General features: G+C 72.4%; 15 protein-coding genes. 7 read left to right on the forward strand and 8 right to left on the reverse strand.

The annotated features are described in order from the left end of the window. Positions 1-56: 56 nt before the first annotated feature. Positions 57-785, reverse strand: coding sequence for an amidohydrolase family protein (locus tag ABN273_RS33665; RefSeq protein WP_349453119.1), 729 nt, complete (start codon positions 783-785; stop codon positions 57-59). Further along, positions 782-1,555, reverse strand: coding sequence for an amidohydrolase family protein (locus tag ABN273_RS33670; protein WP_349453120.1), 774 nt, complete (start codon positions 1,553-1,555; stop codon positions 782-784). The genes ABN273_RS33665 and ABN273_RS33670 overlap by 4 nt, the downstream gene beginning before the upstream one ends. 85 nt (positions 1,556-1,640) lie before the next feature. Between ABN273_RS33670 and ABN273_RS33675 the strand changes: the two genes are divergently transcribed. From ABN273_RS33675 to ABN273_RS33695, 5 genes are read left to right on the forward strand one after another with little or no spacing between them, the layout of a single operon-like run. Beyond that, complete coding sequence (locus ABN273_RS33675; RefSeq protein ID WP_349453121.1) at positions 1,641-3,605, forward strand: outer membrane protein assembly factor BamB family protein; 1,965 nt, start codon at positions 1,641-1,643, stop codon at positions 3,603-3,605. A gap of 19 nt (positions 3,606-3,624) precedes the next feature. Further along, positions 3,625-4,296, forward strand: coding sequence for an amidohydrolase family protein (locus ABN273_RS33680; RefSeq protein WP_349453122.1), 672 nt, complete (start codon positions 3,625-3,627; stop codon positions 4,294-4,296). Then, positions 4,293-5,069: an amidohydrolase family protein gene (locus ABN273_RS33685; RefSeq protein WP_349453123.1), complete on the forward strand. Its 777-nt coding sequence runs from the start codon at positions 4,293-4,295 to the stop codon at positions 5,067-5,069. Before ABN273_RS33680 ends, ABN273_RS33685 begins: the two co-directional genes overlap by 4 nt. Beyond that, entirely contained in the window at positions 5,066-6,256 is a 1,191-nt protein-coding gene (locus tag ABN273_RS33690) for a DegT/DnrJ/EryC1/StrS family aminotransferase (RefSeq protein ID WP_349453124.1), read from the forward strand. Before ABN273_RS33685 ends, ABN273_RS33690 begins: the two co-directional genes overlap by 4 nt. Before the next feature lie 37 nt (positions 6,257-6,293). Continuing rightward, positions 6,294-6,953: a histidine phosphatase family protein gene (locus ABN273_RS33695; protein WP_349453125.1), complete on the forward strand. Its 660-nt coding sequence runs from the start codon at positions 6,294-6,296 to the stop codon at positions 6,951-6,953. On the opposite strand, the gene ABN273_RS33700 is transcribed toward ABN273_RS33695, so the two are convergent. Next, on the reverse strand, positions 6,950-7,483 hold the full coding sequence (locus ABN273_RS33700; RefSeq protein WP_349453126.1) for a uridine kinase family protein: 534 nt from the start codon (positions 7,481-7,483) through the stop codon (positions 6,950-6,952). The genes ABN273_RS33695 and ABN273_RS33700 overlap by 4 nt on opposite strands. A gap of 76 nt (positions 7,484-7,559) precedes the next feature. Between ABN273_RS33700 and ABN273_RS33705 the strand changes: the two genes are divergently transcribed. Continuing rightward, a complete protein-coding gene (locus tag ABN273_RS33705; protein ID WP_349453127.1) occupies positions 7,560-8,717 on the forward strand; it encodes a CaiB/BaiF CoA transferase family protein in 1,158 nt (385 codons plus the stop codon). Between the two features lie 73 nt (positions 8,718-8,790). Further along, the gene (locus ABN273_RS33710) at positions 8,791-10,275 is read left to right on the forward strand and encodes a carboxyl transferase domain-containing protein (RefSeq protein ID WP_349453128.1); all 1,485 of its coding nucleotides are present in this window, start codon (positions 8,791-8,793) and stop codon (positions 10,273-10,275) included. On the opposite strand, the gene ABN273_RS33715 is transcribed toward ABN273_RS33710, so the two are convergent. The 5 genes from ABN273_RS33715 to tnpA form a co-directional block, all read right to left on the reverse strand. Continuing rightward, positions 10,272-12,227 (reverse strand): hypothetical protein, encoded by a 1,956-nt coding sequence (locus tag ABN273_RS33715; RefSeq protein WP_349453129.1) that lies wholly within the window; start codon positions 12,225-12,227, stop codon positions 10,272-10,274. The genes ABN273_RS33710 and ABN273_RS33715 overlap by 4 nt on opposite strands. Beyond that, a complete protein-coding gene (locus ABN273_RS33720) occupies positions 12,224-12,721 on the reverse strand; it encodes a sigma-70 family RNA polymerase sigma factor (protein ID WP_349453130.1) in 498 nt (165 codons plus the stop codon). The genes ABN273_RS33715 and ABN273_RS33720 overlap by 4 nt, the downstream gene beginning before the upstream one ends. A 34-nt stretch (positions 12,722-12,755) precedes the next feature. Beyond that, positions 12,756-13,151: a UCP033725 family protein gene (locus ABN273_RS33725; RefSeq protein WP_349453131.1), complete on the reverse strand. Its 396-nt coding sequence runs from the start codon at positions 13,149-13,151 to the stop codon at positions 12,756-12,758. Next, positions 13,148-13,594, reverse strand: a complete 447-nt coding sequence (locus tag ABN273_RS33730) for a hypothetical protein (RefSeq protein WP_349453132.1) — start codon at positions 13,592-13,594, stop codon at positions 13,148-13,150. The genes ABN273_RS33725 and ABN273_RS33730 overlap by 4 nt, the downstream gene beginning before the upstream one ends. A gap of 126 nt (positions 13,595-13,720) precedes the next feature. Next, positions 13,721-14,137: an IS200/IS605 family transposase gene (tnpA, locus tag ABN273_RS33735; protein ID WP_349453133.1), complete on the reverse strand. Its 417-nt coding sequence runs from the start codon at positions 14,135-14,137 to the stop codon at positions 13,721-13,723. Between the last annotated feature and the right edge of the window lie 6 nt (positions 14,138-14,143).

Here is a 14,143-nt window from a genome sequence, read left to right on the forward strand (position 1 = left end):
GCGCGGGCTCCCTTGGTGAAGTGCCGCTGTGAAGTTTGGCCGCACGCTATAACGGGCTAGGCCGTAATGTCCAGCGCGAAGAGCGTCGCGGCGTTGCGCCAGGCGACCCGCTCGGCGGTCTCGCCGGTGAGCCCCGCCGCCGCGACCGCGCCGAACGCCGACGACGGGTCGATCAGCGTCGCGTCGGTGCCGAACAGCAGCTGTGCCGGGTCCACGGCGGCCAACACCTCGGCGATGCGCCCGGCGGGGGCGTGCGACCAGCAGGGCTCCAGGTAGAGGCGGTCGCAGGCGTTCGCGGCCTCGATGGCGTACCGGAATCCGTCGGCGCCCATGTGCCCGGCGATCACCCGCAGGCCCGGGATGTCCTCGCAGGCCTCCGCCAGGGCCAGCACCGACGTGCCCCAGGTGTGCACGAGCGCGGGCCGGCCGGTCGCGGCCACCAGCGTGAGCGCGTCGCGGAGCTGCGGAGATGCGACGGGTGAGCCCGTGTAGTCCGTGTGGATCTTGACACCGGCGAACCGGCCGCCCGGCAGATACGCCTCCAGGTCCGCCTCCGCCTCGCGCAGGCGGCGCGGGTTGACCGTGACGTAGCCGAGGAGGCGGTCCTGCGTCTCCAGGTAGGCGGCCAGCGCACGGTTGCCGGCCGGGGCGTCGTAGATGACGGCCTCGGTGGCGGAGACGATCGCCCGGTCGATGCCGTAGCGGTCCATGGTGGCGAGGTTGGCCTCGGCCACGTCCATGGTGAAGAACCACGGGCCCCAGTGGGCGTGCACGTCGATGATCATGACTGCGGCCTCCTCAGGAGCCTGCTCGCGTTGCCGCCGGCCACGGCGGCGATCTCTTCGGGCTTCAGCCCGCTGGTGGCCAGGCGCAGGAGGGGCACGAGGGGTTCGTAGTGAGGGGCGCGCGAGCCGTACAGGAGGCGGTCCGCGCCGAGTTCGGCGGCGGCGAGCTCCAGCGCGTCGGGGGAGTTGAGCAGGCGGGTGGAGGTGTGGAAACCGGGCTCGTCCGCGGCCGCCACCAGGAAGTCGCCCAGGTGGTAGAAGTGCGTGTCGAGGAAGACGACAGTGGCTCCGAGCCCGGCGAAGGGCTGCCAGAACCGGCGTACATCGCCTCCGGTGAGCACCGCCAGGCCCAGCCGCGCCGCCTGCCGGGCGACATGCCGCACGGACGGGAAGCCCGCCTCGACGCCCTGCTCGTCGGGGAACAGCCGGATGGCCGGGACGCCTTGCGCTGCCAGCCGGTCCAGCTCGCGCGCCGCGCCGATCGGATCGCGCAGGTCCACGGCCCCGACCGGAACGACCTCCGGGGCCGCCTGTGCGAGCAGCTCGTCGTTGCCCGAGCGCACGTCGAACAGCGCCGCCCGCAGGCTCGCCGCCGCCCCCGCCCGGATCCGGTGCCCGCCCAGCACCCCGAGCACCGACTCCGGCGTGCCGGGCGGCCCGTCGCGGTCCGGGTACGCCCCGAACAGCACGTCCACGTCGAGCGACACCTCCAGCTCGCCGACCAGCCGCCACGCGTCGAACGGCATACCGGTCCGATCCTCTATTGCCATGCCGCACATCATGCCATTGACGAACCGTGCTTATAAAGTTACGGTCTGGCCCATAATTGCTCAGCAATGAACGCGAGGTGCGCCCATGCTCCGATCACTCCTGGTCATCCTGTCGGCGCTCTTACCCGCGCTCCTCACCGGCCCGGTCGCCCGGGCGGCGGCCTGCGAGGACCCGGCGGTGGAGCGGTTCGGCCCGGCCTCGGTCACCGGCGCCATCGTGGGCGCGGCCGTGCAGGACGGGCACGCCTACGTGGTGACCCGCGGCCTGAAGCCGCCCGTGCTGGCCGACATCGACCTCGCCACCAGGAAGGTCGTCAGGAGCGTCACCCTGCCCGACGGCCCGGCCGCCGGCGAGCCGGAGGGCGCCTGGGCCACGGCCGTGTCCGGCGGCAAGATCTACGTCGGCACGTATCCGGTGCCCGACCTCTACCGCTTCGACCCGGCCACGGGCGCCGTGGAGCGTCTGGCGTCGTTCGGGAAGAACGGCGGCTTCATCTGGAGCCTCGCCGCCGCGCCGGACGGCACCATCTACGCGGGCACCTACCCGGACGGCCGCGTCAGGGAGTACGTGCCGGCCACGGGCGCGGTGCGCGACTTCGGCGTGCTGGTCCAGGGCGAGCGGTACGTGCGGGCGGTCGCCGCCGACGACACCTACGTGTACGCCGGGCTGCTCGACAAGGGCAAGCTCGTCCGGATCACCCGGGCGGACGGCGGGGTGAAGGTGCTCGCGAGCGCCCCGGCCGGCGTCGGCGCCGTCGCCGTGCACGGCGAGCGGGTGCTGGCCGCCGCCGGCGACGTGCTGATCGACGTGCGCGCGGACGGCACGGACGAGCGCCGCACGACCCTGAACGGCGGCACGATCGACATGCTGACCGTGTCCGCCGGCGACACCGTCTACGCCACTTCCCGGCCCGACGGCGCCGTCCACCGTTACCGCACGGGCGACACCGCCTTCACGAAGGTCGCCGAAGCGCCGTCGCCGGGCGACGAGACCAGGCGGCTGCAGCTGCTCGACGAGAACACCCTGCTCGGCTTCGCGGGCAGTGGCGGCATGTGGTGGCTGGACCTGCGCACGGGGCAGTCCTCCTTCGTCGATCTGATCGACGCCGGCCTGCCCAGCGGCCCGGAGCGCCCGCAGAGCATGCTCCTCGTGCCGAACCGCGCCGTCTACATCGGCGGGCACTTCTCCATGGAGGTGCGCGACCTGCGTACGGGTGAGAAGCGCAGGTTCCGGATGCCCGGCGAGCCGAAGGACCTCGTGCGGCGGGGCGACCAGATCTACGCCGCCATCTACCCGAGCGGGCAGATCGTCTCCGTCGACCTGCACACGGACGAGGTGCGCAGCGTCGGCTACCTGGGACACGGCCAGCAGCGCCCCTGGGACATCGAGTACGACCCCGCCACCGACCAGCTCGTGGTCGCCAGCGCCCCGCTCGGCGCCAAGCTGAACGGCGCCCTGTCCGTGATCGACCCCCGCACCCGCCGCATCGACGTCTACGAGGGCGTCATCCCCGACGAGAGCCTCATGAGCCTCTCGCTGGACTCCCGCGGCGGCGTCGTCTACCTGGGCGGCGACGTGCTCGGCGGAGGCGGGACCCCGCCGGTCAAGACGTCTGCGTCCGTCGCCGCCTTCGACCTGCGCACCCGCAAGGTGCTCTGGCAGGTGGACCCGGTCCCGGGACACCGTACGTTCCAGGACGTCAAGGTGCACGACGGGCTGCTGTACGGCGTCTACAAGCGCGACTCGGGCACCTGGATCGCCATGGACCTGGCCACCAGGCAGGTGGTGCGGCAGGGCAAGCTCTCCGGGTACGGCGAGCTGACCGTGCACCGGGGCAGGGTGTTCGCGTCCACGTTCTTCGGCGGCGGGAACGCGTACGAGCTGGGCGCCGAGGCCAAGCTCCTGGCCACCGGGCTCGGCGACGAGTGGTACACCAACCCGCAGCTGCACTTCGAGCCCGGCTCCTGGCGGGCGTGGGCGCTCGCGGGCAGGGAACTGGCCAGGATCAGGCTCGATCCCGGCTGCCCGGCCTTGACCGTCAATCAGTGACTCTACTAGGTTTCGGTCTGTGCCGAAATATGTGATCGATGCCCACCGGCTCATCGGTCCCGTGCCGTTCGACGACCTGCCGAGCGACCCCCGGGACGAGATGGGCCGGCTGGGCATCGACCGCGCCTGTGTCACCCACACGCTCAGCCTCTACTCCGACCCGCGGGCGGGCAACGAGGCCCTGCTCGCGCTCGACGACCCCCGGCTCATCCCCGTGCCCGTGGTGGTGCCGGGGGAGACCGGGGAAGAGCCGCACGGCGTACGGATGATCAGGCTCTGCCCCGAGCGCCACCGCTTCGACCTCACCGGGCCCCATGCGCTGCGCTGCCTGGCCGCGCTCGGCCTTCCCGTGGCGATCGACCTCGACGAGACCTCACCCGCCCAGCTCCGCCACCTCGCCGAGCTCCTCCCGGACCTTCCCATCCTCGTGCTCAACCCCGGCTACCGCCGGCTCCGCGCGCTGGCCGAGCTGATGACCGAGGCGCCGAACGTGCGGGCCGAGATCGGCACCGTCAACACGCAGGGCGGCGTCGAGTGGCTGGCGGCGCGGTTCGGGGCGGAGCGGCTGGTGTTCGGCACCGGCGCGCCGGTGTCGGACGACTGCGGCCCGCGCTTCCTGCTCGACCATCTCGACCTGCCCCCGGAGGACGTCGAACGGATCGCCGCCGGGACGCTGGAGGCGCTGCTGTGATCCTCGACGCCCACGGCCACGTCGGGACCTGGCCCGACTTCCTCATCCCGCGTCCCACCGCAGAGCACCTCGTCGCCACCATGGACCGGATCGGCGTCACCGCGATGGGCATCAGCCACCTGCTCGCCGTCGGCCCCGACGCCGTGCGCGGCAACGAGCTGGCCATGGAGATCGCCGAGCGCTTCCCCGGCAGGTTCGGGGTGTGGCAGGTCTACAACCCCCACCACCGCACCCCGCTCGCCCGCGACGGCGTGTGGGGGGTCAAGCTCCACCCCGACGTGCACCAGTGCCGCCTGGACGACCCCCGGTACGAGCCGGTCTGGCGGCTCGGCCTGCCGGTCCTCGCGCACGGCCAGACGGACTCGCCGTGGAGCGACCCCGCCCAGTTCGCCGCCGTCGCCGCGCGGCATCCGCACGTGCGGCTGATCATGGGGCACACGGGGCTCTGGGCGTACGGGTTCGGCCGCGCGGCCCGGCTCGTGGCCGAGCACCCGAACGTGTTCCTGGAGACGTGCGGCTCGAAGATGACCGGCCGCTGGATCGCCCGGCTGGCCGCACTCGCCGGCCCCGAGCGGGTGCTGTTCGGCTCGGACGCGTGCTTCCTCGACCTGCGTACGGGCTACGGCCGCGTCGCCCTGGCTCCGCTCACCGAGGCCGACCGCGCCCTCATCCAGGGCGCCAACCTGGCCCGCCTCCTCGGCCTCCCCCCGTCCGGCCCGCCCGCGCACGTGGCGGGCGCGCCCGGCCCGCTCACGAAGGGACGACTGCCGTGACGCTCGCCATCCACGGCGGCACCCCCGTCCGCTCCGCCCCCTGGCCCGCCTGGCCGCCGCCCCTCGACCCCGCGCAGCGCGAGCTCGTCACCAAGGTGCTCGAGAGCGGCCTCTGGGGGGCCACGCAGGGCGGCTCCGTGGTCGCGGACCTGACCGCCGCGTTCGCCCGGCTCTCCGGCGTCCCGTACGGCGTCGCGGTCGGCAACGCCACGCTGGGCCTGTTCGCCGCGCTGCGCGGTCTCGGCGTGGGCAGAGGCGACGAGGTGATCGTCCCGGCGTACACGTTCGTGGCGTCGGCCACCGCCGTGCTGCTGGCCGGCGCCACCCCCGTCGTCGCCGACGTGGACCCGGCCGACCTGCACCTGTCTCCGCAGGCCGTACGGGACGCCCTGACCGGCAGGACGGCCGCGATCATGCCCGTGCACCTGGCGGGCAGCCCCGCGGACATGGACGAGCTGACCGCCCTGGCCGCGAGCCACGGCCTGGCGGTCGTCGAGGACGCCGCCCAGGCGCACGGCGCCACGTACCGTGACCGGCCCGTCGGCGGCCTGGGCGACGCCGGGGTCTACAGCTTCCAGGCCAGCAAGGCGATGACCGCGGGCGAGGGCGGCCTGATCGTCTGCCGTGACGAGGCCGTGCACGGCCGCATCTGGTCGGCCTGCAACGTCGGCCGCGAGCTCGGCGGCCGCTGGTACGGCCACCCGTCCGTCGGCTGGAACCTGCGCCTCACCGAGATCCAGGCGGCACTCCTGCTGCCCTGGCTGGACCGCCTCGACGAGGAGATCGACCGCAGGAACGCCTTCTGCGCCGCCCTGGAACGCGAGCTGGCCGCCGTCCCAGGGGTGAGCGTGGTGCCCCGGCCGGACGGCACGACCCGCGACTCGCGCCACCTCCTCATGCTCCGCCTCGATCCCGGCGTGGACCGCGAGTTCGTGCTCGCCGCCATGGCCGCGGAGGGCGTGCCGCTCGACGCCGGGTATCCGCCGCTCGGCACCATGGCGGCCCTCACCGCCGAGGGCGCCCGCGCCGAGCCCTGCCCGGCCGCCGAGGAGGCCGCCAGGACCGTCGTGTGGGTCCGCCAGGCGATTCTCATGGACGACCCGGAGGCGGCCGCCGACGTCGCCGAGGCTCTCGCCAAGGTGCTCTCCGGCAGGCAAGGGCACGTACGACCGCCGAAGGCTACATAACGGGATCTGGCAGTCGGGTCCGTGACAAGATGTCGGAATGGCTCCGGAGCGGATCACCGCGGTACGACACGGACAGAGCTCGGCGAACCTGGCCCACCAGCAGGCGGGCGACCGGCCGCTGCACTACGAGCCGGGCGACCACGAGGTGACGCTGACCGAGCTGGGCAGGGAGCAGGCGGCGGCGCTCGGGCGGTTACTCGCGGGCATGCCCGCCGCCGAGACCCCCGAGGTGGTGTGGTGCTCGCCCTACCTGCGGGCGCTCGACACGTGGCGGGTGGCCCTGGAGGCGTGGGGCGCCGGTCCGCTTCCTGTCACCGTGGACGAGCGGCTCAGGGACCAGGAGTCGGGGGCGTTCGCGCACTACAACCTGGCGGCGATCAGGGAGAAGTTCCCCGAGGAGCTGGCGCGGCGGGAGGCCGAGGGCCCCTACGCCTTCCGGCCGCCCGGCGGCGAGTCCCTGGCCGACGTGGTGGTCAGGCTCCGCGACCTCCTCGCCGACCTGCGCGAGCACGCGGCCGGGCGGCGGGTGCTGATCGTCGCCCACGACTCCGTGGTGCTGGCGCTGCGCCACGTCATCGCGGGCGGTCCTGACGCGGGCCTGGCGGCCGTCCTGGAGTTCGCGCCGGTGCTGAACGGCTCCGTGTCCGTCTGGGACCGTTCCGGGCTCGTCCGGTTCAACGACGTCGCCCATCTCTAGCCGGTGGAGACGACGAGGTCGGCCCGGTCCCGGGTCCGGTCCTCGTCGAACCACTCCTGCTCGGCCGCGAACCACTCCCGCCACCGCGGCTCCAGCTCGGCCCCGTCCCGCTCCATGACCCGCGCGAACCGCAGCTCCCAAGGAGCCTCCACCCAGACGGTGAACGCCAGCAGACCGGAGATCGAGGCGCGGGCCGTGCCGACGCCCTCGATGACCAGGGCCGGCGCGACCGGGACCGTCACGTGCTCGGCGTACTCCCCGCGCACCCAGTCGTACCTGCGGAAACCCCCGGACTGACCGTCCCGCAGCGGGAGGAGCACCTGCGACTCCAGCGCGTGGAACCAGCCGCCGGGACCGCCCTCCCACGGCACGGGAAAGTCGTCGCTGTGGATCACCTGGCAGCCCAGCGCGGTCGCCAGCCGGACCGCGAACGTCGTCTTGCCCGCCCCCGCCGGCCCGTCCACCGCCACCAGCCGGACGGGGCCGCACGACGGCCGCAGGCTCATGACGCGCTCGGCCAGGTGATTCACGGACCCAGGGTAGAGGAGCGGGTACGTGCAACTGAGAGAATGTTCTTTCGCCCCGAACGCATGCAGGAGGTTGATCTTGCTCGGACCCCTCGGCGACATTGTCGTGCTCGACCTGTCCAGGGCCCTGGCCGGGCCGCACGCAGCGCAGATGCTCGGTGACCTGGGCGCTCGGGTGATCAAGGTGGAACATCCGGACGGGGGCGACGAGTCGCGCGGCTGGGGACCGCCGTTCGTCGGGCCGGATCACGATATTTCGACCTATTTCCTGGCAGCCAACCGCAACAAGCAGTCCGTCGCCGTCGACCTCAAGTCCGCCGACGGCAAGCGGCTCATCGAGCGCCTCGTGCGCCAGAGCGACGTCCTGATCGAGAACTTCCGCACCGGCGTGCTCGACCGCCTGGGCTTCTCCGCCGAGCGCCTCCACGAGCTCAACCCCCGCCTGGTCATCCTGTCGATCACCGGTTTCGGCCACGACGGCCCGGAAGGCGGACGGCCCGGCTACGACCAGATCGCCCAGGGCGAGGCGGGTCTGATGTCGCTGACCGGCCCGTCGTCCGACGAGCCGTACCGCGTCGGCGCGTCCATCGCCGACCTGCTGGCCGGCATCCACGGCGCGTACGGCGTCGTCAGCGCCCTCTACGAGCGCGAGCGCACCGGCAAGGGCCGCGTCGTGCGCACCTCGCTGCTGGCCGCGATCACCGGCGTGCACTCCTACCACGGCACCGCCTGGACGGTCGGCGGCAAGGTGCCGGCCGCCGGGGGCAACCACCACGCCTCCATCGCCCCCTACGGCGCCTTCCGCTGTGCCGACGGCATGCTGCAGATCGCCGCGGCCAACGACGGCCAGTGGCGGAAGGTCGCCACGCTGCTCGACCTCGATCCCGACGCGCCGAAATACGCCACGAACCGGGACAGGTTCGCGCACCGGGACGAGCTGATCGCCGACATGGAGAAGGCCCTGGCCGCCCACGGCCGCGACCACTGGCTGGCCAGGCTGGGGGAGGAGGGCGTGCCGGCGGGTGCGATCAGGTCGCTCGACGAGGTCTACGCCTGGGCGCAGACCCGCTCCCAGGGGCTGGTCGTCGAGGTGGAGCACCCCGTGCTGGGGAAGATCGAGCTGCCCGGACCGCCGCTGCGCTTCGACGGGCTGACCGGTTCGGCGCACACCGCGCCGCCCGCGCTCGGCCAGGACGGCGACGCGGTGCTCGCCTGGCTGGAAGAGCGCGAACGATGATCCGCATTTCGTGGCACCGGACGGCCTCTTCATGCGTCAACATTGCAACGTGGCTGACATCTAGGGAGCGATAGTGAGCCGTCCGGACGCGCGCACACTGATCGAAACGATCCTCGACCGGGGGTCGTGGAAGTCGTGGGACGCGCCGCCCGCCGACCCCGCGCAGCCCGGCTCCTCCTACGCCGACGAGCTGGCCGCGGCCCGCGTCAAGTCCGGCTACGACGAGGCGGTCATCACCGGCGAGGGGCTGCTCGGCGGCCGCAGGGTGGCCATCGCGGCCTGCGAGTTCGCGTTCATGGCGGGCTCGATCGGGGTGGCGGCGGCCGAGCGGCTCACGGCCGCGGTCGAGCGGGCCACCCGCGAGCGGCTGCCGCTGCTGGCCGCGCCCGCCTCGGGCGGCACGCGCATGCAGGAGGGCGCGCTCGCGTTCGTCCAGATGGTGAAGATCACCGCCGCGATCCAGGCGCACCGGGCCGAGGGCCTGCCCTACCTGGTCTACCTGCGGCATCCGACGACGGGCGGGGTGTTCGCGTCCTGGGGCTCGCTCGGGCACGTCACGCTGGCCGAGCCGGGGGCGCTGATCGGGTTCCTGGGGCCAAGGGTGTTCGAGTCGCTGCACGGCTACCCGTTCCCCGAGGGGGTGCAGGTCTCGGAGAACCTGCACCGCAAGGGGCTGCTCGACGCGGTGGTGCCGGCCGAGGAGGCGCGGGAGATCGCGATCAAGGCGCTCGGCGTGCTCGCCGACGACAGGTCGGGCGTCGTGGCCGGCGCCCCTCCGGAGGAGGACCTGCGGCCCGTCGAGGCGTGGGAGGCGATCACTCGCTCCCGCCGCGACGACCGGCCCGGCGTGCGCGCGCTGCTCAAGCTGGCCGCCACCGACGTGACGCCGCTCAGCGGCAGCGGCGAGGGAGAGAACGAGCCGGGGCTGCTGCTCGCGCTGGCCAGGTTCGGCACGGCGCCGGCGGTGGTGCTCGGCCAGGACCGGCGGGTCCAGCGGGCCAACTCACCGCTCGGCCCGGCCGGGCTCAGGGTGGCCAGGCGCGGCATGCGGCTGGCGGCCGAGCTGGGCCTGCCACTGATCACGGTGGTCGACACGGCCGGGGCCGACCTGTCGAAGGCGGCCGAGGAAGGCGGGCTGGCCGCCGAGATCGCCCGCTGCCTGGCCGAGCTGGTCATGGTCGACGCGCCGACCGTGTGCCTGCTGCTCGGCGAGGGCGCCGGCGGCGCGGCGCTGGCGCTGCTGCCCGCCGACCGGGTGCTGTGCGCGCAGCACGCCTGGCTGTCGCCGCTGCCGCCGGAGGGCGCCTCGGCCATCCTCTACCGTTCGGTGGACTTCGCGCCGGAGATCGCCCAGGCCCAGCGCATCCGCGCCACCGACCTGCGGCAGGACGGCATCGTGGACCGCGTCATTCCGGAACTGCCCGACGCCGCGTACGAGCCGAGGCAGTTCTGCGAGCGGGTGGGGCGGGCGCTGGAGTACGAGATCGCGCGGCTCCTGGAGCTGAGCCCGGCGGACCGTTTCGCGGCCCGCCAGGCCCGCTTCCGCAACCTCGGCTAGGAACGCGGGGCCGGCGTGGTCGTCGCTGTCACGCGCGGCGTGGTGGGGTCGTAGCGCCACAGTTCCTTGCCGCCGGCGTCATAGCCCGTGAGCGCGCTGGTACCGAAATCGCTGCCCTTGGGGACCGCGGCCGCGAACAGTGCCACGCCCTGTCCCCACGGGTCGGGTGCGGCCTCGGCCGTGCCGGTGACGCCGCCCTTCATCCGGATCTCCACCTTGGCCGTGCCCGCGAGGGCGTAGCCGTACCAGGCCTTGTCGCCGTGGGCCCACCGCACCGGCCGCTCGGCGTCGATCAGGCCGCTCAGCTTCCCGCCGGGGACGAACCCCGGCAGAGCCGGCACCATCTCGCCGCTCTCCCAGAAGGCCGCACAGCCCGGCTGGACAAGAGCCGTGACGCCCGCGGGCAGGGTCGTGGGGGCGGTCTCGGACCTCGCGGCCTGCCTTCCGCAGCTCTTGTCGTACTCCGGGAGCTGCCTGTCAGGCTGGCCCTTCGCCTTCACGACGAAGCCCCCGACCTGGGTGCCGAGCGGGACGCTGACGTGCCAGACCGGGTGCGGGGTGCCGGTGCCGCGCAGGAAGGAGGCGCGGACCCGCCGTCCGTCGAAGAGCACCGCGTCGACCGACTCCCAGTCCTCGCCGGCCGGGCCGAAGTAGATGTCGGCGCCGGGGTCCGGCAGGTAGGTGGTCGTCCTCTGGAAGGGGTGGGAGTCGTCCGGGCCGTTGACGAAGCAGCCGGAGGCGGCCCAGGAGTCGACGCCGCCGGAATAGCAGAACCCGTTCGCGCCGCCGGGCATCTCCCTGAACCAGACGCGCATCGGGCGGCCGGAACCCTCGGTGCCCGGGAGGGTCATCACCTCGCCGACCGCCTGATCGGTCTCGTCCAGCGATCTCTTGGCCGGCTCGTCGTGACGCCAGACCTCCTTGCCCGACGCGTCATAAGCGACCGTGCGGTAGCCCTCGGCCGGATCGCCGGACGGGTCCTCGACGGCGAACAGCGTGACGCCCAGGTTCCAGGGATCGGGCCTGGTCTCGATGCTCGCCGTGCTCCCGCCGTCGAACGAGATCTCGATCCTGACGACGTCCTTGCGGGCGGAACCTCTGATCAGGCCGTCCTGCACGGTCGTGCTCACGACCGGGCTCGCCGCGGTGAGCACGTGCGAGCCGAGCTGAGCACCGTGCCGTGACCAGATCAGCTCCGGTCCCTCCTTCGACCGGTACGGCCGCACGGAGACGCCCAGCGGCAGCTCCATCGGCGCGCTCATGGGCTGTCCGGCCGGCGGCGCCATGGCGTCCCGGGACCACCACCCGAGGTTCTTGCCCTTGACGTCCGCGATCCGGATCCTGGACATGGGCTCCTGCGACGGATACGACACGGTCCACAGCCGGTACGGCGCCCCGTCCAGGCTCCGCACCGTGCCGGGGAACTCCTGCCCGTCCTTCGTGACACCGGTGACCGTGCCCACGTCCTGGCGCGCCAGTCCCCAGTCCATCGCGGTCGCCGCCCCGTCCTTCAGCGTGCTGCCCACGAACCAGGCATCGGCCCCCTGCCAGCCGACAGCGTTGACGCAGGCCCCGAACGGCTCGGCCGCGGCCCGGTCGACCGCGTAGCAGACCTCGGGATAGCCCGGCTTCGCCTTGGCGAACCAGATCCGCAGCGGCTTGCCCTCGGAGGGATTGTCGACGGTCACCTCCTTGCCGAGGGGCGTCCGTTCCTTCATGAGCTGCTGGTAGATCCCGGTCGGGTCGGTCGCGGTGTTCCTGCCCAGGCCCCCGTTGAGCAGGACAGGAACGAACGCGGCCACCAGCGCCGCCGGCAGCGCGGCCAGCAGCCACCGGGCGGGGGAGCGGCGCGGTCTGCGCTCCATGACACGCGTCCAGGCGTGCGGGCCGGCCTCGAAGGTCCGGGCGCGGGCGTCGAGCGCGGCCCGCAGGCGCTCTTCCAGGTCGTTCACGCGTCCTCCTCCTTCAGTGCCTTGCCCAGGGCGGCCAGCGCCCTGCTGGCGTGGGTCTTCACCGATCCGGGCGAGACCCCCATGGCCTCGGCGATCTCGCGTTCCGACAGGTCCAGCCAGTAACGCAGGACGAGGGCCTCGCGCTGGCGGCGCGGCAGGCGGTCCATGGCGGCCAGCAGCTCGCGGTGCTCCTCGGAGACGATGACCGCGTGTTCGCTGCTGCGGGCCGGTTCCGGGGGGTCGGGGCGGCGCAGCCGTACGAGCCTTAAATGTCGCAGGCGGTTACGGGTGAGGTTGCAGACGGTAGCGCGCAGGTAGGCCAGGGCGGCCCCGTCCTCGCGCAGGCGCCTGGTGTGCAGCCGGGCGAACGCCTCCTGGGCGATGTCCTCGGGGTCGTCCGCGCCGAGCAGCCCGGCCAGGCGTACCAGGGACTGGTACTGGGCCGCGAACAGGTCGGCGAACGACGGCTGCGCCATGGTCGCTGTTTCGATCACGCCATAGAAGACACCCGGAACGGCAACCGGTTGACTACGGGACCGGAATCCGTTCGACGCGGATCGAGAAGACCTCCTCGCGGGGCACCACGACCTCGTAGGCGCCGTGGTCGACCATCCAGTAGCCCAGCGCCTCCGCCTTCATCCCGCTGTGGCCGGTATAGGCGATGTGCAGCCCGTCGTCGTCCTCGTCCAGCACGATGCAGGGCTCCCCGCCGAACGCCCCCACCGTGCGGATCAGCACCAGCCACTCGACCTGCGACCTGGCCACCACCCGCCGCCAGTAGCCCGACGCGGGCTCGAACCCCTCCAGCTCGGTCTCGCTGAACAGCACCACCTGGTCGCTGTCGGGACCGAGGGCGGCGGGCAGCGTGCGATCGCCGAAGCGGGCCACGAAGCCGGACGCCACCGGCGTGATCTCTTCACTCATGCCGCGCGCCGCCAAGTCAGTCCGTCGTACTCGGCGAAGGGCCGCTCGCCGTCGGCGGTGATGTGCACGATCTCCGCCCCGGCCGGGATCGGCATCGGGACGGTGTGGAACTGCGGCACCACGTGATCCGACGACGTCGTGAACCCGTTGCCCGCGAACGGGGCCGCGTCGCTCCAGTCGCCACCCATGTGCGGCCCGTACGGCACCGCGTAGGTGTCGACGTCGCGGGCGTACCAGCGCATGACGTAGAGCTCCGGCACCTCGGCGAACAGCTCCGACCCGTCGAACGACAGGTCGAGCCCGTAATAGAGCGACTCAGGCGTGGTCAGCCTGACGCAGTCCTGCACGCGGTAGACGTAACCCGAGATGACCGTGCGCTTGCCCGACAGATATGGCACGAGCAGACGCGGCGGGACAACCTTCTGCATCTGCGTTCCGCTCACGGTACGACTTTACCGAAGGTCCGCAGAAAGCCTCGGCCTTCAGTCTTCAGGCCGGGGATGAATGCTGTCCCCCTTCGGGGGATGGCCCGCCGTAGGCGGGGCATCCCGGAGCGTGGACCTGGGACTTCAGGTGGGGCGACGCTGCCGTTCGATGTACTGCCTGATGATCGATAGTGGGGCTCCGCCGCAGGAGGCGGCGAAGTAGCTGGGTGACCAGAAGGGGCCGTGCATGGTGGCGTGGTTGACTCGGTCGGTGAACTCCTTGCGCAGGTAGTGCGAGGAGACGCCCTTCAACGAGTTGACGAGTTTGCTGATCGCGACCTTGGGCGGATAGTGGACGAGCAGGTGGACGTGGTCGTGTTCGCCGTTGAACTCGCGCAGTTCGGCCTCGAAACTGTCGCACACCTCGATCATGACGTCTTCGCAGCGGCGCAGCATCTCCTCATCGAACACGTTTCTGCGATATTTGGTGACAAAGACCAGATGGACGTGCATCGCGGAAACCACGTGTCTGCCTCGCCGATATTCCACTTCCTCGCTCATGGACCA

The organism is Nonomuraea sp. B19D2, from assembly GCF_040137845.1.
Taxonomy (GTDB): Bacteria; Actinomycetota; Actinomycetes; order Streptosporangiales; family Streptosporangiaceae; genus Nonomuraea.

Excerpts from the sequence above, each read along its gene's own strand:
- ABN273_RS33665 (WP_349453119.1), bottom strand. The coding sequence starts at position 785 with ATGATCATCGACGTGCACGCCCACTGGGGCCCGTGGTTCTTCACCATG.
- ABN273_RS33670 (WP_349453120.1), bottom strand. The coding sequence starts at position 1,555 with ATGGCAATAGAGGATCGGACCGGTATGCCGTTCGACGCGTGGCGGCTG.
- ABN273_RS33675 (WP_349453121.1), top strand. The coding sequence starts at position 1,641 with ATGCTCCGATCACTCCTGGTCATCCTGTCGGCGCTCTTACCCGCGCTC.
- ABN273_RS33695 (WP_349453125.1), top strand. The coding sequence starts at position 6,294 with ATGGCTCCGGAGCGGATCACCGCGGTACGACACGGACAGAGCTCGGCG.
- ABN273_RS33725 (WP_349453131.1), bottom strand. The coding sequence starts at position 13,151 with ATGAGTGAAGAGATCACGCCGGTGGCGTCCGGCTTCGTGGCCCGCTTC.
- tnpA (WP_349453133.1), bottom strand. The coding sequence starts at position 14,137 with ATGAGCGAGGAAGTGGAATATCGGCGAGGCAGACACGTGGTTTCCGCG.